Annotated in this window: 26 protein-coding genes; 15 read left to right on the forward strand and 11 right to left on the reverse strand. The window is 66.4% G+C overall.

The window, feature by feature from the left end; all coding sequences use genetic code 11:
• Positions 1 to 30: 30 nt before the first annotated feature.
• On the reverse strand, positions 31 to 1,401 hold the full coding sequence (locus ACLBWL_RS12130; RefSeq protein ID WP_447793321.1) for a cytochrome P450: 1,371 nt from the start codon (positions 1,399 to 1,401) through the stop codon (positions 31 to 33).
• Between the two features lie 104 nt (positions 1,402 to 1,505).
• On the opposite strand from ACLBWL_RS12130, the gene ACLBWL_RS12135 reads away from it, so the two are divergent.
• Complete coding sequence (locus ACLBWL_RS12135; protein ID WP_447793322.1) at positions 1,506 to 2,285, forward strand: SDR family NAD(P)-dependent oxidoreductase; 780 nt, start codon at positions 1,506 to 1,508, stop codon at positions 2,283 to 2,285.
• Positions 2,286 to 2,566: 281 nt separating this feature from the next.
• Here the strand turns inward: ACLBWL_RS12135 and ACLBWL_RS12140 are convergent, their stop codons facing one another.
• On the reverse strand, positions 2,567 to 4,186 hold the full coding sequence (locus ACLBWL_RS12140; protein WP_447793323.1) for a choline dehydrogenase: 1,620 nt from the start codon (positions 4,184 to 4,186) through the stop codon (positions 2,567 to 2,569).
• A 51-nt stretch (positions 4,187 to 4,237) separates the two neighbouring features.
• On the reverse strand, positions 4,238 to 4,783 hold the full coding sequence (locus tag ACLBWL_RS12145; RefSeq protein ID WP_447793325.1) for a TetR/AcrR family transcriptional regulator: 546 nt from the start codon (positions 4,781 to 4,783) through the stop codon (positions 4,238 to 4,240).
• A 123-nt stretch (positions 4,784 to 4,906) separates the two neighbouring features.
• Between ACLBWL_RS12145 and ACLBWL_RS12150 the strand changes: the two genes are divergently transcribed.
• The 9 genes from ACLBWL_RS12150 to ACLBWL_RS12190 all read left to right on the forward strand — a co-directional run bounded on the left by ACLBWL_RS12150 (position 4,907) and on the right by ACLBWL_RS12190 (position 15,696).
• Positions 4,907 to 6,160 (forward strand): acetyl-CoA C-acetyltransferase, encoded by a 1,254-nt coding sequence (locus ACLBWL_RS12150; RefSeq protein ID WP_447793327.1) that lies wholly within the window; start codon positions 4,907 to 4,909, stop codon positions 6,158 to 6,160.
• Complete coding sequence (locus tag ACLBWL_RS12155; RefSeq protein ID WP_447793328.1) at positions 6,160 to 7,698, forward strand: acyl-CoA synthetase; 1,539 nt, start codon at positions 6,160 to 6,162, stop codon at positions 7,696 to 7,698. The genes ACLBWL_RS12150 and ACLBWL_RS12155 overlap by 1 nt, the downstream gene beginning before the upstream one ends.
• A complete protein-coding gene (locus ACLBWL_RS12160) occupies positions 7,695 to 8,792 on the forward strand; it encodes an acyl-CoA dehydrogenase family protein (protein WP_447793330.1) in 1,098 nt (365 codons plus the stop codon). Before ACLBWL_RS12155 ends, ACLBWL_RS12160 begins: the two co-directional genes overlap by 4 nt.
• A gap of 12 nt (positions 8,793 to 8,804) precedes the next feature.
• Positions 8,805 to 10,010, forward strand: coding sequence for an acyl-CoA dehydrogenase family protein (locus ACLBWL_RS12165; protein WP_447793332.1), 1,206 nt, complete (start codon positions 8,805 to 8,807; stop codon positions 10,008 to 10,010).
• Between the two features lie 150 nt (positions 10,011 to 10,160).
• Complete coding sequence (locus ACLBWL_RS12170) at positions 10,161 to 10,388, forward strand: hypothetical protein (protein ID WP_447793334.1); 228 nt, start codon at positions 10,161 to 10,163, stop codon at positions 10,386 to 10,388.
• Positions 10,389 to 10,483: 95 nt separating this feature from the next.
• Positions 10,484 to 11,899, forward strand: a complete 1,416-nt coding sequence (locus tag ACLBWL_RS12175) for a coniferyl aldehyde dehydrogenase (protein WP_447793336.1) — start codon at positions 10,484 to 10,486, stop codon at positions 11,897 to 11,899.
• A gap of 67 nt (positions 11,900 to 11,966) precedes the next feature.
• The gene (locus ACLBWL_RS12180) at positions 11,967 to 12,431 is read left to right on the forward strand and encodes a hypothetical protein (RefSeq protein WP_447793338.1); all 465 of its coding nucleotides are present in this window, start codon (positions 11,967 to 11,969) and stop codon (positions 12,429 to 12,431) included.
• 86 nt (positions 12,432 to 12,517) lie between these two features.
• On the forward strand, positions 12,518 to 14,566 hold the full coding sequence (locus tag ACLBWL_RS12185) for a TonB-dependent receptor (protein WP_447793340.1): 2,049 nt from the start codon (positions 12,518 to 12,520) through the stop codon (positions 14,564 to 14,566).
• On the forward strand, positions 14,566 to 15,696 hold the full coding sequence (locus ACLBWL_RS12190; RefSeq protein ID WP_447793341.1) for a PepSY-associated TM helix domain-containing protein: 1,131 nt from the start codon (positions 14,566 to 14,568) through the stop codon (positions 15,694 to 15,696). Before ACLBWL_RS12185 ends, ACLBWL_RS12190 begins: the two co-directional genes overlap by 1 nt.
• A gap of 7 nt (positions 15,697 to 15,703) precedes the next feature.
• Here the strand turns inward: ACLBWL_RS12190 and ACLBWL_RS12195 are convergent, their stop codons facing one another.
• A complete protein-coding gene (locus tag ACLBWL_RS12195; RefSeq protein WP_447793343.1) occupies positions 15,704 to 16,591 on the reverse strand; it encodes an NAD(P)-dependent oxidoreductase in 888 nt (295 codons plus the stop codon).
• A gap of 63 nt (positions 16,592 to 16,654) precedes the next feature.
• Entirely contained in the window at positions 16,655 to 16,915 is a 261-nt protein-coding gene (locus tag ACLBWL_RS12200; protein ID WP_447793345.1) for a hypothetical protein, read from the reverse strand.
• Positions 16,916 to 17,126: 211 nt separating this feature from the next.
• On the opposite strand from ACLBWL_RS12200, the gene ACLBWL_RS12205 reads away from it, so the two are divergent.
• A complete protein-coding gene (locus tag ACLBWL_RS12205) occupies positions 17,127 to 18,563 on the forward strand; it encodes an NAD-dependent succinate-semialdehyde dehydrogenase (protein ID WP_447793347.1) in 1,437 nt (478 codons plus the stop codon).
• Between the two features lie 48 nt (positions 18,564 to 18,611).
• Here ACLBWL_RS12205 and ACLBWL_RS12210 read toward each other — a convergent pair whose 3' ends face one another.
• On the reverse strand, positions 18,612 to 19,070 hold the full coding sequence (locus ACLBWL_RS12210; protein ID WP_447793508.1) for a DUF1465 family protein: 459 nt from the start codon (positions 19,068 to 19,070) through the stop codon (positions 18,612 to 18,614).
• 124 nt (positions 19,071 to 19,194) lie between these two features.
• The gene (locus tag ACLBWL_RS12215; RefSeq protein WP_447793510.1) at positions 19,195 to 19,356 is read right to left on the reverse strand and encodes a DUF465 domain-containing protein; all 162 of its coding nucleotides are present in this window, start codon (positions 19,354 to 19,356) and stop codon (positions 19,195 to 19,197) included.
• A gap of 260 nt (positions 19,357 to 19,616) precedes the next feature.
• Here ACLBWL_RS12215 and ACLBWL_RS12220 point away from each other — a divergent pair, with 260 nt between their 5' ends.
• On the forward strand, positions 19,617 to 19,772 hold the full coding sequence (locus tag ACLBWL_RS12220) for a DUF465 domain-containing protein (RefSeq protein ID WP_447793349.1): 156 nt from the start codon (positions 19,617 to 19,619) through the stop codon (positions 19,770 to 19,772).
• 71 nt (positions 19,773 to 19,843) lie between these two features.
• Here the strand turns inward: ACLBWL_RS12220 and ACLBWL_RS12225 are convergent, their stop codons facing one another.
• The 4 genes from ACLBWL_RS12225 to ACLBWL_RS12240 all read right to left on the reverse strand — a co-directional run bounded on the left by ACLBWL_RS12225 (position 19,844) and on the right by ACLBWL_RS12240 (position 22,671).
• A complete protein-coding gene (locus tag ACLBWL_RS12225) occupies positions 19,844 to 20,245 on the reverse strand; it encodes a PilZ domain-containing protein (protein WP_447793351.1) in 402 nt (133 codons plus the stop codon).
• Between the two features lie 138 nt (positions 20,246 to 20,383).
• Positions 20,384 to 20,875: an RNA polymerase-binding protein DksA gene (dksA, locus tag ACLBWL_RS12230; RefSeq protein ID WP_447793353.1), complete on the reverse strand. Its 492-nt coding sequence runs from the start codon at positions 20,873 to 20,875 to the stop codon at positions 20,384 to 20,386.
• A 580-nt stretch (positions 20,876 to 21,455) separates the two neighbouring features.
• Positions 21,456 to 21,977, reverse strand: a complete 522-nt coding sequence (locus tag ACLBWL_RS12235; RefSeq protein WP_447793355.1) for a hypothetical protein — start codon at positions 21,975 to 21,977, stop codon at positions 21,456 to 21,458.
• 253 nt (positions 21,978 to 22,230) lie between these two features.
• Positions 22,231 to 22,671 (reverse strand): host attachment family protein, encoded by a 441-nt coding sequence (locus ACLBWL_RS12240; RefSeq protein ID WP_447793357.1) that lies wholly within the window; start codon positions 22,669 to 22,671, stop codon positions 22,231 to 22,233.
• A 248-nt stretch (positions 22,672 to 22,919) separates the two neighbouring features.
• On the opposite strand from ACLBWL_RS12240, the gene serS reads away from it, so the two are divergent.
• The 3 genes from serS to ACLBWL_RS12255 are packed head-to-tail and all read left to right on the forward strand — an operon-like array spanning position 22,920 to position 26,115.
• Positions 22,920 to 24,197 (forward strand): serine--tRNA ligase, encoded by a 1,278-nt coding sequence (gene serS, locus ACLBWL_RS12245; RefSeq protein WP_447793359.1) that lies wholly within the window; start codon positions 22,920 to 22,922, stop codon positions 24,195 to 24,197.
• Positions 24,197 to 24,961, forward strand: a complete 765-nt coding sequence (surE, locus tag ACLBWL_RS12250; RefSeq protein ID WP_447793361.1) for a 5'/3'-nucleotidase SurE — start codon at positions 24,197 to 24,199, stop codon at positions 24,959 to 24,961. Before serS ends, surE begins: the two co-directional genes overlap by 1 nt.
• On the forward strand, positions 24,961 to 26,115 hold the full coding sequence (locus ACLBWL_RS12255; RefSeq protein WP_447793512.1) for a peptidoglycan DD-metalloendopeptidase family protein: 1,155 nt from the start codon (positions 24,961 to 24,963) through the stop codon (positions 26,113 to 26,115). The genes surE and ACLBWL_RS12255 overlap by 1 nt, the downstream gene beginning before the upstream one ends.
• Positions 26,116 to 26,159: the final 44 nt, after the last annotated feature.

The raw sequence follows: 26,159 nt of genomic DNA on the forward strand, positions 1-26,159 counted from the left end.
TCGATTGAACCGCGGCACGATGACACATTATCACGTGGAGGCAAGCGGTACGAACGTGACCGGCAAACCATCCTTCGGCCGTGGGATCGGGAACACCTGCCACGCGTCGCCGCTGCCCGCCGCCGCCTCGATCCGGTAGCGCGTGAGCAGGTGCGCGATCAGCAGTCGCATCTGCATCGTCGCGAAGTGCAAGCCGATGCACATGTGCGCGCCGCCGCCGAACGGCACCCACGCGAACCGGTGCCGCCCCTTCGACGCCTCGGGCGTGAAGCGCAGCGGGTCGAAGCGCTCGGGATCGGGCCAATATTCGGCCATCCGGTGCGTATAGGTGATCGCCGTCCCGACGCTCGTCCCTGCGGGAATGTCATACCCGCCGAAGCTGAAACCCTTGAGCGCACGCCGCGGGATCGACGGGACCGGCGGCATCATCCGCAGCGATTCCTTGAACGCGTATTCGGTGAGGATCAGGCGATCGAGCTGCTCGGTCAGCGGCAGCGCCGTATCCAGCGCGGCGACTTCCTCGCGCAGCCGCTCCTGCCACTCCGGGTTGCGCGCGAGCAGCATCACCAAGCTCGTCGCGGAGGACGTGATCGTGTCGTGCGCCGCCATCATCAGGAAGTTCATATGGTCGGCGATCGCCAGCGCAGACAGCGGCGCGCCGTCGTCGTCTGTCGCACGGCAGAATTGCGAAAAGAAATCCTGACCGTCGCCGGTCCGCCGCGCGGGGATTTCGCGCTCGAAAAAGTCGACGAGATACGCGCGCGCCTTCACCCCTTTGCGCATCTGCGTGCCTGGCCAGGGCTTGCGGATCGGCGAGACGCTCGCCTGCACCTCGTCGACGAACGCCTGGTTGATCCGGTCCGCCTCCGCGCCGAGCGGCACGCCCAGGAAACTGGTCGCGGCGAGATCGAGCGTGAGCTTTTTCACCACGTCGTAGAAGCGCAACGTTTGCCCGGCCCAGCCACCGATCGCCGCTTCGATCCCGGTATCGAGTTCGGTCGCATAATGCCGCATCGGCTCGGGCTTGAACGCCACCGACAGCGTCTTCCGGTCGGCGCGATGCTTGTCGAAATCCATCAGCATCAGACCGCGCGGGAACAGCAGGTTGAGCACCGGGCCCCAGCCCTGTTCGGACGAGAACATCTTGTCGCGGTCGAACAGCACCAGTTCGTTCGCATCGGGACCGAGCAGGTTGACGCCGGTACCGCCGAGCGCGCGATTGCGATACACCGGGCCATAGCGCGCCGCCATATCTTCAGAGAACGCGATCGGATCGGCGAGCAATTTGAAGGTGTTGCCGACGAACGGCAGCCCGTAGTTGCCCGGGATATGATCGAGCGCGCCCTTTCGCTGACGCGGGAGCCAGTGCGGACTGGCGTTCTGCAACATGGCGTGGCTCATCGGCGGATCCTCAGCGACATGCCGGCTTGGCAAGCCTCGAATACGGGCATAACTAATGTTCTGCAACCGGGGCGCGGATCCCGGGGCTTTGACAGGAGAGATGCATGGACCTCGCAAACAGTGCTGCCGTGGTGACCGGTGGCGCGTCAGGATTGGGCGCGGCAACCGCGCGTGCGCTGGCCGCCAAGGGCGCGAAGGTCGCGATCTTCGACCTCCAGGCGGACAAGGGCGAAGCGCTCGCGGCGGAGATCGGCGGGGTGTTCTGCAAGGTCGACGTGACGTCGGACGACAGCGTCGATGCGGGGTTCGCGGCGGCGCGGGCGGCGCACGGTCAGGAGCGGATCCTGGTCAATTGTGCCGGCACGGGGAACGCGGCGAAGACCGCGGGACGATCGAAGCAGGACGGCTTGATCAAGCATTTTCCGCTCGATGCGTTCGACCGGATCATCCAGATCAACCTCGTCGGCACGTTCCGCTGTCTCGCCAAGTCGGCGGCCGGGATGCTGACGCTTGAGCCCGGCGAGGACGGCGAGCGGGGGGCGATCGTCAATACGGCGAGCGCGGCGGCGGAGGATGGCCAGATGGGGCAAGCCGCGTATTCCGCGTCGAAGGCTGGCGTAGTCGGGATGACCTTACCGATCGCGCGCGACCTGATGAGCGAGGGTATCCGGGTGAACACGATCCTGCCGGGGATCTTCGACACGCCGCTGCTGGCGGCCGCCCCGCAGCAGGTGCGCGATGCGTTGGCGGCATCGGTGCCGTTTCCGAAGCGGCTCGGGCGGCCGGAGGAATTCGCGGCGCTGGCGCTGACGATGATCGAATGCGGGTATTTTAACGGCGAGGATGTGCGGCTCGATGGCGCGATCCGGATGGCGCCTCGGTAACGTAAGTCGTCCTCACCCTTCTCACGGCCACACGATAGCGGGCCGCTCCCTCTCCCAACTGGAAGAGGGAGAGACGCCGAAGGCGGCGATGGGTGAGGATCGACGGGTGCGCAGGACTAAAACCCATCACCACCACCCCGGCGGAGGCCGGGGCCCAGTTGGGGAACGGTGCTGACGAAGGACCGCACGTCGTTATTGATACCTTTCCAACTGGGCCCCGGCCTCCGCCGGGGTGGTGTTTATTCAGCGGAGGTAGTGCTCGGTTTAGCGGGACTTTAGTCTCAAGCAGCCCGCGCCAATTGCCGCCCCTTGATCATGTCCGCCGCCTTCTCCGCGATCATGATCGTCGGCGCGTTGGTGTTCGAGCCGATCAACGTCGGCATCACCGATGCGTCCACCACGCGCAGTCCCTGCAACCCGCGCACCGCCAATGTCGCATCGACCACCGCCAGCTTATCGTCGGAAGTGCCCATCTTGCACGTCCCCACCGGGTGGTAGATCGTCTCCGCGGTCCGCCGCACCCAAGCGTCGATCTCGTCGTCGGTGCGCACGTCCTCACCCGGCGACAGCTCCCCCGCCCGGTACGGATCGAGCGCCGCCTGCCGAGCGACCTCACGACCGATCCCGACGCACGCCCGCATCACCCGCCGATCCTCCACGGTCGCCAGATAGTTCGCGACGATCACCGGATCGGCAAACGGATCGGCCGAGCGCAGCCCGATCCGCCCCCGGCTTTCAGGGCGCAACTGGCAGAGATGCAGCGTGAAGCCGTCCTCGGTCGCCTTCACCTTGCCGTGATCCTGCATGATCGCGAGCACCGCGTGGATCTGCACGTCGGGCCGCGACAGCCCTTCGCGCGACGCTACGAACGCGCCGGCCTCGAGGAACTGCTGCCGCCCCGCACCCTTGCCGCGCAACAGGTAATTGAGCCCGACGCCGATCATGCCGACGCCCTTGGTCATCGCATAGCCGGTGCGTAGCCCGCGCGACTTCCAGTTCATCACGACGTCCAGATGATCTTGCAGATTCTCCCCCACACCGGGCAACGCATGCACCACGCCGACGCCCGCCGCGGTCAGCCGGTCGGGATCACCGATCCCCGACAGCTGGAGGATATGCGGCGACTGGACCGCCCCCGCACACAACAGTACCTCGCGCGCCGCGGTCACCGACTCCGCCCGAGCCCCCTTGTCGAGCACATAGTCGACACCGACCGCACGCCCCTTGTCGATCCGGATCCGCGTCGTCCGCGCGCCCGTGACGCAGGTCAGATTGCGCCGCGCCAACACCGGGCGCAGATACGCCGCCGCCGTGCTCCACCGCTTTCCGTCCGCCACCGTCAGGTCGTACCGCCCGAATCCCTCCTGGCTCGCGCCGTTGAAATCCTCGGTCACCGGATAGCCCGCCTGCCGCCCCGCCTCGACCAGCGCGTCGTAGAACGGGCTGTCGGACTCGCCGCCCGAGATCGTCAGAGGCCCGCCACCGCCATGCAGGGCGCACTCGCCGCGATGATGCCCCTCGAGCCGCTTGAAATACGGCAGCACGTCGTCGAACGACCAGCCCGGCAGCCCCATCTGCCGCCACTCGTCGTAATCCTCCGGATGCCCCCGCGTGTAGATCATGCCGTTAATCGACGAACTGCCGCCCAGCCCCTTGCCGCGCGGCCACCACAGCCGGCGGTTGTCGAGATTGGGCTCGGGTTCGGTCCAGAAGCCCCAGTTGCTCGCATTCTTGCTCTTGATCAGCTCGCCGACGCCAGCGGGCATCCGCACCAGTACGCCGTCGTTGCGCCCGCCCGCCTCGAGCAGCAGCACTGACACATCGGGGTCCTCGGTCAGCCGCGCGGCGAGCACACAGCCGGCCGAGCCCGCGCCGATAATCACGTAGTCATACGTCTGCATGCCCGCATCCTCTTGTTCACGCTCCGCTTTTTACGGAGTCGCGGTATCAGGCTAGCGCTCGCACAGCAGCGTTAGCAACCCACCGCGCAGCACGTCGCGGTCGATCGCCTCGTCCGGATGCAGTTCGCTGAGACCAATCGCGAGCAGCGCATAGGCGCGGATCCCGGCTTCGACCGAGTCGAACCCGTGCGCCGACAATTGCGCGACGAGAAACGCCATCACCGTATCGTCATGCTCGCGGATCGCCGCCGCCACCCGAGCGTCGCTTTTCGCCCAAGCGCGCATCGCCAGCGCCAGCTGCGCCATGTCGTGATCGCGGACATGATCGGCGAACGCCCGAATCCGCTCGACCGGCGACAAGTCCGACGCGGAGAGCTTGGCCACCAGCGGGTCGATATGCGCCTCGACGAAATATCCCGCGAGCGCCGCGTGATAGCCATCGAAGTCCTTGAAATGATGGTAGAAGCTGCCGGTCGACGCGCCGAGCGCCTGCGCCAGGCTGCGCAGTTTCAACGCGCGCAGCCCGCCGGTCTTGAGCGACGACAGCCCCATCTCCAGCCAGTCGCGCGGCGCCAGATCGCCACGCGGTGCCGTCACCTCTTCCACCAATACCCTGCTTGACAAGCCATTCCCCATAACGAATGTTACGCCGTACCGAAGCCGGACGCAATCCGGCATCAGGCACCACGACCGAAACGGCGGGTGCAACAGGAGAGCGATGTGGCCGAGGCACTGATCATCGACGCCGTCCGTACCCCGCGTGGGATCGGCAAGACCGGCAAGGGCGCGCTTGCGCACATGCACCCCCAACATCTCGCCGCGACCGTCCTGAAGGCGATTGCCGAGCGAAACAAGCTGGATACCGCCGATGTCGACGACATCATCTGGTCGACCTCGACGCAGCGTGGCGAACAGGGCGGCGATCTCGGGCGGATGGCGGCGCTCGATGCGGGCTATGACGTGAAGGCGAGCGGGACGACGCTCGACCGGTTCTGCGGCGGGGGGATTACGGCCGTGAACTTCGCCGCGGCGCAGATCATGAGCGGGATGGAAGACCTCGTGATCGCCGGCGGGACCGAGATGATGTCGCTGACAACGACGATGATGCAGGACGACATGGCGGCGGGGAAGCGGCCGCTCGGGATCGGCTCGGGCAACGCCAGGCTCGACGCCGCGCATCCGCAATCGAACCAGGGCATCTGCGCCGACGCGATTGCCAGCATCGAGGGGATCGACCGCGAAACGCTCGAAGCGCTCGGGCTCGAAAGCCAGCGGCGGGCCGCAGTCGCGATCGCCGAAGGGCGGTTCGATCGCAGCCTTGTCCCCGTCACTGATACCACCGGCGCGCTGGTCCTCGAAAAGGACGAATATCCGCGGCCCGACACCACCGCCGAGGGGCTCGCTGCGCTGCGCCCGTCGTTCGCCGGGATCGCCGACGTGCCACTCGACGACAAGGGCACGACGTACCGAAAGCAGATCAACCGCCGCTATCCCGACGTCGATATCAAGCACGTCCATCACGCCGGCAATTCGTCGGGCGTGGTCGATGGCGCCGCGGCCGTGCTTCTCGCGAGTGCCGACTATGCCGCCAAGCATGGCCTCAAGCCCCGCGCGCGGATCGTCGCGATGGCGAACATGGGCGACGACCCGACGCTGATGCTCAACGCCCCCGTCCCCGCCGCGCGAAAAGTGCTCGCGAAGGCCGGGCTGACGGTCGACGACATCGACCTGTGGGAGATCAACGAGGCGTTCGCGGTGGTCGCCGAGAAGTTCATCCGCGACCTGAAACTGGATCGCGAGAAAGTGAACGTCAATGGCGGCTCGATCGCGCTCGGCCATCCGATCGGCGCGACCGGGGCGATCCTGATCGGCACGATATTGGACGAGCTCGAACGCCGTGACCTGAAACGCGGGCTCGTGACGATGTGCGCGGGCGGCGGGATGGCCCCGGCGATCATCATCGAGCGCGTCTGATGCACCCCGTCGCGCACGCGCTGACGACGCCCGACAAACCCGCCTACATCATGGCGGCGACGGGCGAGACGGTGACGTATCGCGACCTGGACGAACGTGCAAACCGGGGTGCGCATCTCCTCAGGTCGCTCGGGCTGAAGCGCGGCGACGGCATCGCGGTGCTGATGGACAATTCGCCGCGCTATCTCGAAGTGATGTGGGCGGCCGAACGCACCGGTGTGTACTGCACCTGCCTGTCGTCGAAACTGACCGCGAGCGAAGCGGCCTACATCATTCGCGACGGCGATTGCCGCGTGCTGATCGCGAGCAAAGGTTGCACAGAGGTGGCAGCGGCCCTCGTTCCAATGCTCGATGACGTGCGGCGCTACGTCGTAGACGGCGCGATCGACGGGTACGCGTCTTACGAAGCCGCGCGCGATGCGAAACCCGCCGCGCCTATTGCCGATCCCTCGCCCGGCGGCATCCTGCTCTATTCGTCGGGCACCACCGGCAAGCCCAAGGGCGTCAAGCACGCGCTGTCGGACGAGCCGTTCGGCACCAACATCTCGCCGCTCGTGATGCTCGGCAAGGGGCTGTACGGGTTCACGCCCGAGATGGTCTATCTCTCGCCCGCGCCGCTCTATCACGCCGCGCCGCTGCGCTGGTCGATGGCGGTGCATCAGGTCGGCGGCACCGTCGTCGTGATGGAGCATTTCGATCCCGAAGCTGCGCTCGCCGCGATCGAGCGCTACCGGATCACGCACGCGCAATGGGTGCCGACGCACTTCATCCGCCTGCTCAAACTCCCACCCGAAGTCCGCGCGCGCTACGACGTGTCGTCGCTGAAGGCGGTGTGGCACGCCGCCGCCCCCTGCCCGCTCCCGGTCAAGCAGGCTATGATCGACTGGTGGGGGCCGATCATCGGTGAATATTACGCCGGCACCGAAGGCAACGGGTTCTGCGCGATCTCCAGCGCGGAATGGCTGACGCACAAGGGTTCGGTCGGCCGCAACCTGACCGCGCAGACGATGATCTGCGACGAGCAGGGCAACGCATTGCCCCCGCGCGCGGAAGGCGACGTGTATTTCGCGGGCGGCGGCGCGTTCGAATATCACAACGATCCCGCCAAGACCGCGGAGGCCGCCAACGCGCACGGCTGGACCACGCTCGGCGACGTCGGCTGGCTCGACGAGGAGGGCTATCTCTACCTCACCGATCGCAAGAGCTTCATGATCATCTCCGGCGGCGTGAACATCTACCCCGCCGAGATCGAGAACCTCCTCGTCACGCACCCGAAGGTCGCCGACGTCGCGGTGATCGGCGCGCCCGACGACGAGATGGGCGAACAGGTGGTGGCGATCGTCTGCCCCGCCGACCCGACCGAGGATCGCGTGCAACTCGCCGCCGAACTCAGCGCCTTCGCCCGCGCGAACCTCAGCCATGTGAAGGCGCCGCGCCGGATCGACTTCCGAGAGACCTTGCCGCGGCACGAAACGGGCAAGCTCTACAAACGCCTGCTCCGCGACGAATATTGGGCGAAGCCTCAGGAGTCCGCATGAACTTCGATTATTCCGACGACCAGAAATTCCTCAAGGACGAAGCGCGCAAATTTCTGACGGCGCACTGCGGCAGCGACCGCGTCCGCGCGGTGCTCGATGATGTCGGCACCGCCTATGACGTCGATCTCTGGAGCGCGGTCGGCGCACAAGGCTGGCTCGGCGCGGCGATCCCCGAGGAGTTCGGCGGACTGGGGCTTGGCCATATCGAACTCTGCGCGATCGCCGAGGAACTGGGGCGAGCCTGCGCCCCGATCCCGTTCGCCTCGACCGTCTATTTCGTCGCCGAAGCGCTGCTGCTGTACGGCAGCGACACCCAGAAAGTCCGATGGCTGCCGAGGATCGCGGCGGGCGACGTCATCGGCGCGTTCGCGACGTCGGAAGGTGCCGGCCCGGTCACCGCACGCTCGGTCCGCACCACCGTCTCCGGCGGCAAGCTCACCGGCGAGAAGATTCCCGTCACCGACGGCGACGTCGCCGACCTGATTGTCGTTCTCGCCCGCGACGGCCTTTACCTCGTCGAGCAGGGCGCAGGCGTCACCGCGGAGGTGCTTGAAACGCTCGACCCGACCCGCAGCGCCGCCCGGCTCACCTTCACCGACGCGCCTTGCGAAAGGCTCGGCACCGACGACGGCATCGCTGCGATGCAGGCGGTGTTCGACCGCGCCGCCGTCCTCCTCGCGTTCGAGCAGCTTGGCGGCGCGGATCGCTGTCTGGAGATGGCGAAGGGGTACGCGCTCGACCGCTATGCCTTCGGGCGGCAGATCGGCGGCTACCAGGCGATCAAGCACAAGCTCGCCGACATGTACGTGAAGAACGAACTCGCGCGCTCGAACGCCTATTACGGCGCGTGGGCGCTCAACGCGGGCGCCGCCGAACTCCCGCTCGCCGCCGCCACGGCGCGCGTTGCCGCCTCCGACGCCTATTGGTTCGCGTCGAAGGAGAACATCCAGACGCATGGCGGGATGGGCTTCACCTGGGAGTCCGACTGCCACCTCTATTACCGGCGCTCGCGCCAGCTCGCGCTCGTCGCCGGCAGCCCCGCGGCGTGGCGCGAACGCCTCGTCGGCCAACTCGAAATGCGCAACGCCGCCTGATCGGAGCAGCACATGGACTTCAAGGACAGCGACGCCGAAGCCACGTATCGCGCCGCCGCACGCGCGTGGCTCGACGCGAACATCGCCGAGCACGATGCCGGGCACTACGACGATGACATGGCCAAGGCGAAGGCATGGCAGGCGCGCAAAGCGGCCGGTGGCTACGCCTGCATCACCTGGCCGCGAGAATGGGGCGGCGGCGGCGGCACCCCGATCGAAAGCGTCATCTTCGGCCAGGAAGAGGCGAAACACGCGGTCGACGGCAGCTATTTCACGATCGGGCTCGGCATGTGCGTGCCGACCGTGATGGCCTATGCCGACGGCGCGACCAAGCAGCGCTTCGTCGGCCCCGCGGTGCGCGGCGACGAGATCTGGTCGCAGCTCTTCTCCGAACCCGCCGGCGGCTCCGACGTCGCCGCGATCCGCACGCGCGCCGTCCGCGACGGCGACGAGTGGATCATCAACGGCCAGAAGGTCTGGACCTCGGGCGCGCATTACAGCGACTACGGGATCGTCCTGGTCCGCACCAACCCCGACGTGCCCAAGCACCAGGGCCTGACGATGTTCTGGCTCGACCTCAAGGCGCCGGGGATCGAGATCCGCCCGATCCACCAGATGTCCGGCGGATCGAGCTTCAACGAAGTCTGGTTCCAGGACGTCCGGATGTCCGACGCGCAACGCCTCGGCCCCGTAGACGGCGGCTGGAAGGTCGCGCTGTTCACGCTGATGAACGAGCGTCTGGCGATCGGCACGAGCGGTGGCGTCGGCCCCGAGGACATCCTCGCCTTCGCCGCCCAGGCCAATGGCGGAGACGGCCCGCTGCTGAAGGACGCCGCGTTTCGCCAGACGCTCGCCGACTGGTGGGTGCAATCGGAGGGCCTGCGGAACACCCGGATGCGGACGATCACCGCGCTGTCGAAGGGCCAGGTGCCCGGCCCCGAAAGCTCGATCGGCAAGATCGTCGCCGCCAACCAGTTGCAGGCGATCGGCAACACCGCGGTCGAGGCGGGCGATCAATACGGCATCATCTCCGACCCCGCACTCACCCCGCTGAAAGGCGCGTTCCACGCCGCGACGATGTGGGCGCCGGGCCTCCGCATCGCCGGCGGCACCGACGAGATCCTCAAGAACATCATCGCCGAACGCGTCCTCGGCCTCCCCGGCGAAATCCGCGTCGACAAGGACCAGGCGTTCCGGGACCTGCCGGTGGGAGCGTGAAGCGCATTGCGCCCCCCATCCTTCGTCACAGCCGACGCAACAGAACGTCACCCCAAGACGTGCCCTCTGGGGGGAAGCGTTGCTTCGCTATCTGAGGCTTGGGGGCTTGCCCGATGACCAACGAGGGTTCAGTTTTTACAGATGAAAAACTTGGATATCGCCGAACGCGGGTCGATCAGTCATCGCCACGCTGCCGAAGTTTCAATCCGGATCGGCGCACGTACGAAATTCGATGCCCGCGTGACCAACACTGGCCTGCTTTCCGTCGGCGTCCTCGTGTCGAGTATTCTGCTGTCGAGCGCCGTCATCGTCCTGGCAGCGGGAGGTAAGCACAAACGAAAGCCGTTGGCACCGCCTCCGGCTGAGCATCGCAACTAGCGGGCGGTATCTACGACGTCACACGACCGCTTGGCGTTCGCTTTAACCCCGCTCACCTTGCGAGGCGGGTTCGTTACCCATTCGAGGATGCCCTGATGACCGACATGCACACCATCCTCACCGTCCAGCGCGAAGCGTTCATGGCCGAGATGCCAGTCACGAAAGCCGTCCGCCTAGACCGCCTCAAGCGCACCGCGGCGATGGTACGGGAGAACGCGGCGCGGTTCTGCGACGCGGTGTCGGAAGATTTCGGGCATCGTAGCCGCGAGCAGACGATGATCACCGATATCGGCGCCTCGCTCGCGCCGATCGCGCATGCCGCCAAGCATCTCGACCGCTGGATGAAGCGCGACCGCCGCCCGGTCCAGTTTCCGCTCGGTCTGCTGGGCGCGAAGGCGTGGGTCGAATACCAGCCCAAGGGCGTGATCGGCATTATTGCGCCGTGGAATTTCCCCGTGAACCTGCTGATCGGTCCGCTCGCGGGCGTGTTCGCCGCGGGTAATCGCGCGATGGCGAAAACGAGCGAGTACACGCCCGCCACCGCCGCGCTTTTCGAGGAGATCGCCCCCAAATATTTCGCGCAGGATGAACTCGCGATCGTCTCCGGCGATGCGGAAGTCGGCAAGGCATTCTCCGCGCTTCCGTTCGATCATCTCATCTTCACCGGCGCGACCGCGATCGGCCGCCACATCCTCCATGCCGCCGCCGATAACCTCACGCCGGTCACGCTCGAACTCGGCGGCAAGTCGCCGGTCATCTTCGGCGCTTCGGCGGATATCGCGAAGGCCACCGAACGCGTGACGCTCGGCAAGATGATGAACGCCGGGCAGATCTGCCTCGCCCCAGACTATATGCTCGTTCCCTCCGCGGACGAAGCCAAGGTCGTCGACGGCATAAAGGCCGCCGCTAGCGCGATGTACCCGACGCTGCTCGCCAACGCCGACTACACCTCGGTGGTCAACGACCGCCACCACCAGCGCCTCACCGACTGGATCGCCGACGCCCGTGCAAAGGGCGCGACGGTCGAGGTCGTGAACCCCGCCAACGAGGATTTCGGCGCCGCCAACTCGCGGAAAATGCCGCTGCACATCGTCCGCGATGCGACCGACGACATGATCGTGATGCAGGAGGAGATCTTCGGCCCGGTCCTGCCGATCCGCCGCTACGACGGGATCGACGATGCGATCGCGCAGGTGAACCGACGTGACCGACCGCTCGGGCTCTATTATTTCGGCAGCGACGACGCGGAACGCCGCCGCGTGCTCGACCGGACGATCTCGGGCGGGGTGACTCTCGACGATGTGATATTCCACATCTCGATGGAGGACCTGCCGTTCGGGGGCAGCGGCCCATCGGGGATGGGCGCGTATCACGGGATCGAGGGCTTCCGCACGTTCAGCCACGCACGCGCCGTGTTCAAGCAATCGCGGCTCGATGTCGCCAAGCTCGCCGGGTTGAAGCCGCCTTATGGTGCGGCCGCCGCCAAGACGATCGCCCGCATGATCCGCTGATCCTTCCCGTGCGGGGAGGGCAGGATGGCCAAGTGACAGGCCGTCCGCACCCGGCTACCCCCGATTCGTGCACCGTCTTCGCCGCCTTTCCCTGTCCCATCGCTACCTCGCGGCAATGCTGTGCATGGCGGCGCTGGCGATGAAGCTGCTGGTACCCTCGGGCTACATGGTGTCCAGCGAGCACGGCCGGATCGCGATCACGCTCTGCTCGGGCATGACCCCGCAGGACATGGCGGCCCAGCCGTTGGTGACACAGGCGGTGACCCCCCAGGCAATGGCGATGCCGGGCATGCACGACGACGGTGCCGGATCGACAATGAACCACGATCGCTCGACCAAGCACGACAAGGCGGAGATGCCCTGCGCGTTTTCCAGCCTGACCGCGCACGCGCTGGAAAGCGTCGATCTCGTCCTGCGGATCGCTGCGATCGCCTTCGCCATGGCGCTCGCATGGCGGTATGTCCGACCGCTCCCGCGCGCGCTGACGCGGTATCTGCGCCCGCCGTTGCGCGGCCCGCCGGCCTACCTCTGATCCTCTGAAACGCATGTCGCCGAGCGCGATGTGCACCGATTCATGACGCGCATCCCTGAGATGCGCGCCGATCACTGGAATTGCCGATGTTTCGATTCACGCCTCCCCACGAGGCGACGATGGCGCTGGCCGTCGTCGTGCCGCTGCTCGCCTTCGCCAACCCGAGTGCCGCGCAAACCGCCAATGCCCCGCCGACCGAGAGCGATACGCGCTTCACGATCGGCGATATCGTCGTGACCGCGCCGAGCATGGCGCGGTCGACCGGCAACGTCCTGACCTCGGTCGATCTGCTCGGCGGCGACGTCGCGCAGCGCCAGTCGGTCGACAACGCCTGGGAGATCTTCGCGCGGCTGCCGGGCGTCGTGCTGACCGACTTCAACCAGGGCACGACGTCGGGTCGCTTCTCGATCCGCGGGTTCAACGGCGAGGGCGAGATCAACGCGGTCAAGCTGATGATCGACGGCATCCCGACCAACGACAATGCCGGCGGGATGACAGGAATCGACATGATCGCGCCGCTCGACATCACCGGAATCGAACTGGTCCGCGGCACGTCCGATCCGCGCTGGGGCCTCAACAACATCGCCGGCAACGCCAACATCCTGACCCGGATCGGCGGCACCTACCTAGACGCACGGCTCATCGGCGGCGCGTTCGGGACCGCCGATGGCCAGGTCTCGGCGGGGCTCGAACGCGGCAAGTTCAGCCAGAATTACCTCGTCAGCTATCGCCGCACCGACGGCTATCGCGACCATGCCGATCTGGATCGGCTCAATCTCGCGGGCAAATGGTTCTACGATTTCGGTGCGACCCGGCTGGGTGCGATCGTCCGCTACTCGACTGCGACCGCGCAGGAACCGGGCTATCTAACGGACGCCGACGCCTATACCGACCGGCAACGATCCTATGCCGTGTCCGAAACCGATGGCGGCAAGCGTCGGATCGGCCAGTACAGCCTCCACCTCGATTCGGATCTGGCCGACACGCTGGCGCTCAGCGCGAAGGGCTATGCGAACAGCCTCACCGACGACCGCTATGTGCGGTTCTCGGCCAGCGTCGCGCAACAGCGGCGGCTGACCGACGAATGGCAATATGGCGGCATCGTCGCGCTGCATTATCATCCGCGCGTCGACTTTCTCCACGCGCTGATGATCGAGGCGGGGGGCGACATCCAGGTGCAGGACAATCGCAGCCTGCGCTGGCTGACCGACCGCCGCGTCATCACCAGCCAGACGCGCGACCAGCAATTCGGCCTGACCGTGTATGGCGGCTATCTCCAGGCGGTGATCGAGCCGACCGCCTGGCTCAAGATCACGCCGGCGTGGCGGGTCGACCGGGTCGATGGGCATTTCGCCAACCGGCTCGCGGGCACCACCGCGCCGATCAACGACTATGGCACGATCAGCCAGCCCAAGCTCAGCGTGGCGATCACCCCGGTCGGCGATGTCACGCTCTATGCGAATTACGGCCGGACGTTCCAGATCGGTGCGGGCTCGGGCGCCTATATGGTGCCGCCGCGCACCGTCGATGTCGCCCCCTCGATCAACGAAGGCTATGAGGGCGGTATCAAGGTCACACGGGGTCGCTGGCTCGAGGCACGCGTCGCGCTGTGGCAACAGACCGCAAGCGGCGAACTAAAGCGACGGCTGAACGACCCGTCGGGCGATTTCGACAATCTCGGCAAGACCCGGCGGCGCGGAATCGACCTCCAGCTCGACGTAAAGCCGGCGCGCGGCGTCGACCTGTGGGGCAGCTATTCACACCAGACCGCGACGATCGTCACGCCCGACCCCGCGACCCCGTCGCAGGCTGGCAACGCGATCGATCATGTCCCGCAGAACGTCGTCTCCGGCGGGCTCGACGTGACGACGGTCGACCGGTTGCGGCTGTCGCTCTGGGGCAATGGCCAGTCGAGCTATGAACTCACCCCGGCCAACACGCAGGGCCGCTACGGCGGCTACGTCGTGCTCAACGCCGAGGTCGCCTATACCGTGACGCCGCATGTCGAACTGTCGCTGCAGGTCAAGAACCTCGCCAACGACCACTACGAATATGTCTGGTATGACGGGACGCAGCGGCTCCACGCGCCGGCCGATCCGCGGTCGCTGTTCGGCGCGGTACGGCTGCGACTCTGATGCGCATGCAAACGACTGCGCAGCCGCGGTCGGTCCGCGTCGCGGTCCGCCGCATCCATCTCTGGCTCGGTCTATCGATCGGGCTGGTGTTCGCCTTCGCCGGGCTGACCGGCAGCGCGCTCGTCTTCTACCCGGAGATCGACGCGGCCTTCAGCCCGCCATTGCGCGCGATCCCGGCGGGCACGCGCCCGCCATCATGGCAGGCGGTGGTCGATACGCTCCACCGCGAGCATCCGTCGCGGACCGGCGCCTGGCGAATCGAAGTCACCTCGGACGGCGGCGCGATCCCGGTCCGCTATTATACGCCGAAGGAAACCGCCGGCCGTGCGTTTGCGCCGATGCTGCTGTGGATCGACCCGGTCCGCCTGACGACGATCCGGACCGGGTTCTGGGGCGATACCGTCGTGACCTGGATCTACGATCTTCATTACCGGCTGTTGCTGGGCGAGCCGGGCGGGATCGCGATGGGCATCGCTGGAATCGCAATGCTCGTCCTGATCGTCAGCGGGATTTGGGCGTGGTGGCCGCGACCCGGCGGCTGGTGGCGCGCGCTGCGGTTCAAACCCGCCGCCGCCGCGATCCGCCGGCTCTACGATCTGCACAAGCTGACCGGTCTTATCGGTCTTATCCCGCTGCTCGCGATCACCGCGACCGGCGTGCTGCTCGATCTGCCAAATCAGACCCGGCCGTTGATTGCCCGCGCCTCGCCGCTGTTTCAGACGCCCGCGCTGGTCGTCGTGCCGGCTGGCCCCGCGCTGCCAATCGACCGGCTGATCGCATCCGCCCGGCGTCGCTTTCCCGACGGTGGGCTCGCGTGGATCGAGACGCCGGCCAATGCCACCGGGCCGATCCGCATCAATCTCGCGCGAAAAGGCGAACCAAGCCGCCGGTTCCCCCGCACCAATGTCTGGCTTGACCCGTACACCGGGCGGATCCTCGCCGTGCGCGACGGCCTTGCCGACGCCAGCGGCGACACCGTGCTGAGCTGGCTGCACCCGCTCCACGGCGGCGAAGCGTTCGGCCTGATCGGGCGGTGGCTGGCGTTCGTCACCGGACTGGTGCCGAGCGTGATGCTCGGCACCGGCCTGTTGCGCTGGCGACGACGATCACCACCCCGCCGACGGTCATGATCCGCAACTAGGCGATACCCGCGCCGCGCCGAACCGCCAGCGCAACCCCCGCCCAGTCGACATCCTCGCCCTCGCTGGCGATCGCCGACCTCAGGTGATCGCGCACAATTCCGAGGATCGGCATCGGCGCGCGCAAGCTGGTCGCGGCGGTGTCGGCCAGCGTCATGTCCTTCAGCCCGAGCGGCGCGGCAAACCCCGCCGGGCGGAACCGGTCTTCGACGAGGATGTCGCCGTAGGTCTGATAGATCGGCGCACCGAACAGCGTGCCGGTCAGCACGTCGAGCAACGTCCGGCGATCGACGCCGCCCTTCTCGGCGAGCGTCATCGCCTCTGCCATCGCCTCGACCGCGGCCATGATCATGAAGTTGCCGCTCAGCTTGACCAGATTGGCGGACGACGGCGTATCGCCGATCCGGAACGTCCGCTGCCCGATCGCGGCGAACAGCGGCTCGCAGATATCGAGGTCGGCCGACGCCCCCGCGGCGATCACGAACAATTTGCCCGCCTCCGCTGCAACCGGCCGCCCGAACACCGGCGCCGAGACGAAACCGTTGCCCGTATCGGCCGCAAGCCGATCCGCGAGCGCGATGCCGATCGTGCTGTGCGACACGTGCAGCGCGGGCGCGTTGCGGATACCCCCCTCGCCGTACACCACCGCCTCGACCGCAGCATCGTCCGCGAGCATCGTCATCACGACCTCGCCTTGCGCCGCATCGACCGGCCGTTCGGCCAACCGCGCGCCGGAATCGACCAGCGCCGCGGCCTTGTCCGCAGACCTGTTCCAAACCGTCACGTCATGCCCGGCCTTGACCAGGTTGGCCGCAATCGCGCTGCCCATCTGGCCGAGGCCGATAAAACCGATCTTCATGTCCTGTATCCTGTCGTAGTACGCCACATCACAGCGCAGAGACTGCGCGGACGTTCCCGTTGTCGCACCAGGCCTACGACCGGAACGACGCTATTCCGTCGATCGCACGACCTCGACGATGTCGAAATCATACCGTTCCCAACCGCGCGCGATGCCCGGATCGCGCGCGGCGGCGCGCTTGCGACGCGCCTCGGCAAGCGACTTGGTATGACCCCAGAACACCTCGGTCCGCCCGCCCCCGAGGTGCGCGACGAGCCGCCAGTAATGCGTGAACTCGGTGGCCGTCGGTCCGATCGTCTTCACATACCCGTCAGGCAACGTCGCGGTCAGCAGATATTTCTTCTTCGCCATAGGCCGGCGAGCATGCACGAGGATTGGGCACACGGCCATTGGTCGCGTGGCGGTTGAAGTCTGCCGCAGAGGCGTCGCAGTGAAGGCGCACGGGGTTGCGCCTCGGCAATGCCCCGACGATGTAGCGAACGCTGGGTGCCGCCCACGCCTCCACGGTGAAGGCTGGCTTACCCAACCGCAACACGCCCTGAAACAGGTATGGAGACGATCGATGACGACGGCCTATGACACGAGCCTCGGCCTATATATCGCCGGCGAATGGGTTAGCGGCGGCGGGCGAGATACGCGCGACGTGCTCAATCCGGCGACCGGCGCGGGCCAGGCCGCGCTGCCGCTGGCAACCGTGGCGGATCTCGACCGTGCGCTGGAGGCGACCCAGCGCGGGTTCATCGCCTGGCGCGCGACTCCGCCCGAAAAGCGTGCGGCGATCCTGACTCGTACAGCCCAACTGCTCCGCGAGCGCGCCGACCACATCGCCCGGATCGCGACGCTCGAACAGGGCAAGATCCAGGCCGAGGCAAAGGGCGAGGTCGCCTTCGCCGCCGCGCTGCTCGATTTCCACGCCGGCGAAGCGCAGCGCATCTACGGTCGCGTGCTCCCGCGTCCGTCGGGCACCCGCAGCCTCGTCCTGCACCAGCCGGTCGGGCCGGTCGCCGCGTTCTGCGCGTGGAACTTTCCGGTGATGAACGTCGTCCGCAAGATCGCGCCGGCACTTGCAGCGGGCTGCTCGATCATCATCAAGCCGTCCGAGGAAACCGCGGGCAGCGCGGTCGAGGTTCTCAAGTGTTTTCAGGATGCCGGGCTCCCCGGCGACGTCGCGCAGTGCGTCTTCGGCGTCCCCGACATGGTGTCGCGCCACCTGCTCGCCTCGCCGATCACGCGGAAGCTCAGCTTCACCGGCTCGGTGCCGGTCGGCAAGGCGCTGATGAAGCTCGCCGCCGACACGATGATGCGGACGACGATGGAGCTCGGCGGGCACGGTCCGGTGCTGGTGTTCGACGATTGCGATCTCGACAAGACGCTCGATACGCTAGTCGCGCACAAGTTTCGTAACGCCGGACAGGTCTGCGTCGCGCCGACCCGCTTCCATGTTCAGGACGGCATCTACGACCGGTTCGCCGCGGGCTTCGCGGAACGCACCCGCGCGCTGAAGGTCGGCGACGGCATGGAAGCCACCAGCCAGATGGGGCCGATGGCCAATGCCCGTCGACCCGAGGCGATCGCCGAACTCGTCGGCGATGCGACCGGTCACGGCGCCAAGCTGCTCGCAGGCGGCGAATACGGTGGCAGCGGCGGGTTCTTCTTCCAGCCGACCGTGCTCGCCGACGTCCCCCTCTCGGCACGTGCGATGAACGAGGAGCCGTTCGGCCCGATCGCGCTGCTCAGCCGCTTTGCGACTGACGAGGACGCAGTCACCGAAGCCAACCGCCTGCCGTTCGGCCTCGCCGCCTATTGCTTCACCGAAAACGGTCGCCGCCAGAACATGCTCGGCGACGCGATCGAGGCGGGGATGATCGCGATCAACAACGTCCGGCTCAGCTATCCGGACAGCCCGTTCGGCGGGATCAAGGACAGCGGCCATGGCTCCGAGGATGGTCCGGAAGGTGTCGCCGCACATCTGATCACCAAGGCCGTCCACATCAGCTGACACCATCTCGATGGCGGCCGATGCGACGATCGGCCGCCATTCGACGGCTTAGAACGACTGCGCCAGCCGCCGATGCATCGAGCGCACCGCGCTAGGTTCTGGGGCGGGCATTGTTTGCGCGGCATCGAGCAGCGCGACCCGGCGGTGCAGATCCGTACTCGAGTCGATCAGCGACCGGGCGCGGGCGGGTAGCGATTCAAGCAGAACCCGATCGGTAACCGGCCCATCTCCCAGCCGCCGCGACGGATCGAGCGCATCCTTGACCGCCAATTCCCCCGCCTGGATCGCGCGCTGCGTCAGCAGCCAGGCGATCACGTGCATCAACCGCGTCGTCACCTTCAGTGATTCGCAGCTGAAGCCGACCCGTACGAACGGGTCTAGTCCGTCGCGCTCGTTGCGGCCGACCTCGTCGAAATACGCGCGCGCTTCATCCGCAAGCAGCATCGATTCGCTGTACAAGGCATCGATCAAGCGAGGGTGCAGCCGCGATTCGGCCTGGACGTCCATCATGTCTGCGGCGATGCCATAGCGCGTGCCTCTGCCACACCATGGAAAACGCCGCGTTAACCTAGAGCTGTCCCGAAATGCGTCGATTCGATCGCCCACGCTTGGCGCCGGACCCGTGCGTCTATCAGGCGATGATGTCGGGTATCAGCATGTCCTCGCGCGCAGCAATTTCATCGCGCAACCGCAGCTTGCGCCGCTTAAGGCGCGCGATCTGCAGCTGGTCGGGTACGGGCTTGGCCGCCAAGGCCGCGATCGCGTCATCGAGATCGCGATGCTCGACCCGCATGCTTTCAAGTTGAGCCTTGATCTGCGCCTCGTCCACCTCGTCCCCCGGTATTACTGGCTGCCGGTCCGCCCCTTAGCAAATTCACCGGGAGGCGCGAGCGATAAACGCGGCTGTCCCAAATCCAGTCTGATTCGCGCCTCCATCACCGGTCATCGCGCAAAACGGGTCGTCCAATCGATTTGGTCCATTTCCGATGAAGACATTTTCGTGACGGAGTGGTTTACTCCGTCCCCCAACCCGAATGCAGGAGGTATCCTACCGTGCAGACGACGCATCAGACAGCTCTGGAAACCAAGCACGCCGTGCTCGATCAACGGATTGCAGCCGAAGCTCACCGGCCTTTGCCCGATGCGACCATCCTGGCAGGATTGAAAAAGCAGAAACTGAAGCTGAAGGAAGCCATCGTCAGCCTGTGATACGCTGAAACCAGCCCTCCCCGGACGTCGATCCGGGGAGATACGCGGTAGCCAATGACATCGCCCGGCGATCAGGGTCCCGATGTAGCCTTGGTCTGGAACGATGTGTCGACCGGCTTTGACGCTCCGACGGCTTTCCGCGCTTTTTTGGGATCGACTGGCGAATCGAACGCGACGCCGACGCGCCCCTCGGTGCACCAGGCAACCTTGCCGCCGACCTCTCCGATCCCGCGCACGTCGAGCTGCACCGGAGTCGCTATAGCGACCATTTTATCCAGTTCGAGCATCAGGCCGCGTTCGGACAGATTACGAACCCGGACTTCGCGCGTCTGTTGCTCGCCGGCCAACCGAAGGTGCGCCATCAACAACAGGCTGTCTCGACTACCGACCCGGCCGCCGGATAGCTTGGCGGAGCCTTCCTCGCGTTCGACGCCATCCGCGGCGGCGGTCAACCGGTCAAAAATATCTGCCACTGATACCGCCCGTCTGGCCGAGTTGGCCCGTCTGATTGCCGACCGATCCTGATCTTCGACCGAGCATAGCATCGCGCCGTGGCTAAATACCTAACGCATTCACCCACGGTCGACGACCCGGCAATCGCGGGCGGATCGTCAATCTTCGCGCGAAACCTTCTCATGCCGCTCGTGCCGCTCTTGCGCCTCGACCGTCATCGTCGCGATCGGTCGCGCTTCCAGTCGTGCAAGACTGATCGGTTCGCCGGTAACTTCGCAATAGCCGTATTCGCCCTCGTCGATCCGGCGGATCGCGGCCTCGATCTTGGAGACGAGCTTGCGCTGACGATCGCGTGTACGCAGTTCGATCGACCAGTCGGTCTCGCTCGATGCGCGGTCCGTCAGATCGGCTTCGCGCAATGAGTCGACCTGCAACTGTGACAGGGTTTCCTGCGACTCCCGCAGGATCGCCTCTTTCCAAGCTTGCAGCTTGCGACGAAAATACGCCTGCTGCCTTAGGCTCATAAACGGCTCGTCCGCGTCGGGGCGGTACCCTGCGCCGTCCGCACTGCCGTCCTCCGCGCTCCGGTCGTTGGCAGCGCCGCGATTGGAATTGTCGGTATCGTCCATACGATTCATAACGGTCGCCATACCACTCTCCCTTTGGCTCCGTCGGATCAGCCACGCCGATCTCCAGAAGCCCCCCCAAAATGGTGAAAGCGCCTATAGTCGCACCCGCCATACACCACAAGCGAGAGGACTTGCGCATAATCGGGGATTAACGACATTTTATTACGGACGCTTTAGACGCGGTTGCACGACGAACTCGGTGAGGCCGATCTGGACCATATAAGTCGTACGGCGACAGCGGGTTGAACCCCGGTCCACTTTGGCACTTTTCTGTCCCACGCCGGTACGTTAACGTCGATCCTGACGAATATGGATTCGATACCAGCTCGTTAACTATGCGAGACTTGATCAAGGCGGTTGCATTTAACCGTTTCTTTTGCCGTTAGTAGTACAGCGGAGTGGAAGCTGCGGACGGGGTGCGACATTGAAGCGAATGTCGAAAATGAAAGAATGACGATATGTCGGTGAGGATGGCTCTGGCGAAATTATGCGCATGCGCATGCGGCGGTGCGTTGATCGGCGGCGGTGCCGTGCACGTGGCCGAACGCCCGGCACGCACCGCCAACACCAAACGCGTGCTGGTCAAACGCGTCGTTCATCGTCAGGTCGCCTCGGTACGGCCGCGCCTGCGTCGCCACGTAACGACCACCACCAGCACCGCCTGCACGCCGACGATCGTCACGGTCGCCAACGCCGCCCCAAACCCCGCAATCGCGCCAGTCGGTAGCGGCTTCATCGGCGGCGGCGGCGGTGGTGGCGTTCCGGTCGTCGTCGGTGGGAGCGGCGGCTTCTTCGGCGGCTCGGGTGGGTTCGGCGGCGGCTTCGGGGGAGGCTTTGGCGGCGGCGGGTCGAGTGGCAGCATCGTGATCTCCTCGACGTCCAGCGGCGGGTCCACCTCGACCGGCGGCGTCAGCAGCACTTCCGCGTCGGGTGGGTCGAGCGGCGACGTATCGTCCTCGTCCAGCGGCAACGTCTCCTCGTCCTCGAGTGGCAACGTCTCCTCGTCCTCAAGTGGCAACGTTTCTTCGTCGTCGAGCGGTAACGTGACCTCCGCGTCTAGCAGCAGCACCTCCTCAGCATCGTCGACCTCGTCAGCGAGCAGCACGTCGACCAGCAGCAGCACGAGCTCCGGTGGCCATCATGATGATCCACCGGGATCGAGCGGTGGTCCACCTGCCCCCGTCCCCGCGCCGCCCATGGTGCTGCTGTTCGGTGCCGCCGCGGCGGCGCTGGTGGCCCGAAAGCGGTTCAGCAAACCGAAGACAGTTCAAGCCTGAGCTTCGGCCGCAGAGCATAAAAAAGGCCCCGGTGGATAAATCCACCGGGGCCTTTTAAATATCCATTACGGAATTCCGGTTCGCGTCAAACCTGTCGCGTCAGGCATTCTTCAGCGCCTTCTCGATATCCGCGATCGGATGGCCGGTCAGGTCCTTGTCCAGCTCGCCCGCCAGCCGGCTGCTGACCTCCTTGTGGTAATGCTTGCGCATTTCCCCCAGCGTCTTGGGCGGTGCGACGATGATCAGCGACTCGTAATCGTTCTTCAGCGCCCGCGCCTTGAGGAAATCCGCGGCTTCGGCGGCGAACCGATCCTCTTCGATCTGGTGAAAGTCGGTCGGCTCGACCGAGCTCTGCACGCCGCCCTGCGGTGACGAGGCACGTCCCGCGGCATCGGTGGCCTGGTCGCGCGTCGCAGGGTTGATCTGCTCCTGCGCCTTCTCGACGACCAGATTGGGGGCGGCATTGTCGCCCTCGTTGCGCAGGAACAGCATTTTCCGACCGTCCGCGACGAGCACGACGGAATTGTGGGGAAGCTGCATGCGGTCTCTCCTTTTCGCTCTGCGTATGCGGGGTGAACGCGCCGCATACCGGGGAGGTTGCGAACCCTTCTGATCCTCCCCCGCCAGGGGGAGGTGACTGGCACTTGCCAGACGTAGAGGGAGGTAAGGGATGACCGCCGTCCCGTGTCCCCCCTCCGTCGCCTTGGCGCCACCTCCCTCCTGGCGGGGAGGATCGTAAGGGTAGCACTGCCTTGCGCGTGCCACGCCGTCTCGGCATAGCCTCGGCCATGCACGACATTCGCCTGATCCGAGACGATCCCGCCGCCTTCGACGCCGCCCTCGCCAAGCGCGGCGTCGCGCCGCACTCCGCAGCGCTCGTAGCGCTCGACGAGCAGCGCCGCGCGACGATCGCGGAATCGCAGAGCGCGCAGACGCGGCGCAACGAATTGTCGAAGGCGATCGGTCAGGCCAAGGGACAGAAGGACGAGACCAAGGCACAGGCGCTGATGGTCGAAGTCGCGACCCTGAAGGACGCACTTCCCGAACTCGAAGCGACTGTCACACGGCTCGATGGTGAACTTGAATCCGCGATTGCAGCGATCCCCAACCTTCCCGCAGCCGACGTGCCTCAAGGTGGCGGCGAGGACGACAATGCGCTGATCCACACCCGCGGCACGCCGATCAGCTTTCCCTTCACCGCACGTGAGCATGACGCGATCGGCCCGGCCCTCGGCCTCGATTTCGAGACCGGCGCAGCGATGTCCGGCGCGCGCTTCACGCTGGTCCGCGGGCTCGCCGCCAAGCTGCAGCGCGCGCTTGGGCAGTTCATGCTGGACCACGTGTCCGAGGCCGGCTTCGAGCAGGTGTCGCCGCCCCTCCTCGTCCGCGACGAAGCCGTGTTCGGCACCGGCCAGCTGCCGAAATTCGCGGAGGACCTGTTCCGCACCACCGATGGCCGCTGGCTGATCCCGACCGCCGAAGTGAGCCTCACCAATATCGTCCGCGAGCAGATCCTGAGCGAGGCCGAACTGCCACTGCGCTTCACCGCGCTGACGCCGTGCTTCCGCTCCGAGGCGGGCGCGGCGGGGCGCGATACGCGCGGCTATATCCGCCAGCATCAGTTCGACAAGGTCGAGATGGTCTCGATCGTCACCCCCGATATGTCCGAAGCCGAGCACGAGCGGATGACGGCCTGCGCGGAGGGCGTGCTCGACGCGTTGCAGCTACCGTTCAGGCGGATGCTCCTATGCACCGGCGACATGGGCTTCACCGCGGCACGCACCTACGATCTCGAAGTCTGGCTGCCCGGCCAGGCGCGCTACCGTGAGATCAGCAGCGTCTCGACCTGCACCGACTTCCAGGCGCGCCGGATGAACGCACGCTATCGGCCCGAAGGCGAGAAGGGCACGCGGTTCGTCCACACGCTCAACGGCTCGGCGCTCGCGGTCGGCCGCACGCTCGTCGCGGTGCTGGAAAATTATCAGCAGGAGGATGGCTCGGTTGCGGTGCCGGCGGTGCTCCAGCCGTATCTCGGCGGGCTGACCGTGCTGGAGCCGAAGCGCTGATGCGGATACTGCTCACCAACGACGACGGCTATCATGCGCCCGGCCTGAAGGTGCTGGAGACGATCGCCCGGACCTTGTCAGACGACGTCTGGGTGGTCGCGCCGGCCGAGGAACAGTCGGGCGCCGGCCACTCGCTGACACTGTCGCGGCCGATCCGCGTGCGGAAACACGGCGAGAAGCGCTACGCGGTCGCAGGCACCCCGACCGATGCGGTGATGATGGCGCTCGCCAAGATCATGAAGGACTGCCCGCCCGACCTGATCCTGTCGGGCGTCAACCGCGGCGCGAATCTAGCCGAAGACGTGACGTATTCGGGTACCGTCTCGGCGGCGATGGAGGGCGCGCTGGGCGGCATCCGATCGATCGCGCTGAGCCAGATTTACAGCCGCGAAGGCATGGGCGACAGCGTCCCGTTCGAGGCGGCGGCGACATGGGGCGAACGCGTGTTGCGGCCACTGCTCGACGCGCCGCTGGCGCCGCGCACCTTGGTCAACATCAACTTCCCCGCCGGCCCGGCCGATGCGGTGAAGGGGGTTCGCGTCGTCGGCCAGGGCTTCCGCGACTATGGCCGGTTGCAGATCGTCAGCAACACCGATCCGCGTGGCTATGACTATCACTGGTTCGCGCTCGGCCGGACCGTCGAGACACCCGCACACGCGACCGACCTCGAGGCGACCGCGGACGGATTCGTGTCGGTTACGCCGCTTCATCTCGACCTGACACATACCGAGTCGCTGGACATGCTCGCCCAGGCCTATCGGTGATGGTGCGTGCGCGGTTCCTGGCGGCGGTAGCGGTGCTGCCGTTGCTCGGGCTTGCCGCGTGCATTCCGCAGGTCGAACGCCCCGCCGGCTATGGACAGCCTGCTCCGGAGAGTCGTCCTCAGCGCCCGTACCGAAATCCGCCCGCCCAGCGCGATACCCCGCCACCGCGGCAGGCTGAGCCCGTATCGCGGGACAGGGCTGATGATCGCCCCGGCCGCGATACCGGCGAAGTGACCACCCTGCCCGCGCCGCGTCCCGCGTGGGAGGCACGCCAGGTCCGCGCGGATGCGAAGACGATCCCCGATACGACCTATGTCGTGCAGCCCGGCGACACGCTGAGCCGGGTCGCCGATCGCAGCGGTGCTAGCCTCGAGGCCATCGCGCGCGCGAACGATCTCGATTCGCCCTACACGATCGAGACCGGCGAACGGCTGAGGATCCCGGGTGGTCGTTATCACCAGGTCCGGCGCGGCGAGACCGGTATCGCGATCGCCCGCGCCTATGGCGTCGAATGGTCGCGGATCGTCACGGCGAACGCGCTGGTCGAGCCCTATGTGCTGCGCGCCGACCAGCGGATTCTGATCCCCGACGCGCCCGGCGGTGGCAGGCCGAGTGCCTCGGAACGCGCGCAGGCCTTTACGCTCGACATCGACGACATTCTGACCGGCGGCGAGCCCGCGCTTGCGAGCAACCAGGCTCCTGCGAAACCGATCGCGACGCCGCGCCGCGTGCTGCCGTCCAACGCCGTCGTCACCGGGCCGGCGCGACTGGCGAGTGGTGGTTTTCTTTGGCCGGTCGACGGCAGGGTCGTGAAGCGCTTCGGCCCCGGCGCGAGCGGCGAACGCAACGACGGCATCAAGATCGCGGTGCCGATGTCGACGCCGATCCACGCCGCCGCTGACGGCGTCGTCGCCTATGTCGGCGACGGCATCGCCGCACTCGGCGGGCTGGTGATCGTCAAGCACGGTGGCGGCTGGACGAGCGTCTACGGCCATGCATCGAAACTGCTCGTCCAGCGCGGCCAGAGTGTGAAGCGCGGGCAGACCATCGCGCTATCGGGCGACACCGGGTTCGCCGACCGCCCCGAACTCCACTTCGAACTGCGCAAGGGGCGGACACCGGTGGACCCGACGTCGCAGCTCCCGCGAAGCTGAAACCGCCTCCCCCCCCCGTCATCCCAGCGAACGCTGGGATGACG

The organism is Sphingomonas sp. M1A8_2b (genome assembly GCF_053345535.1).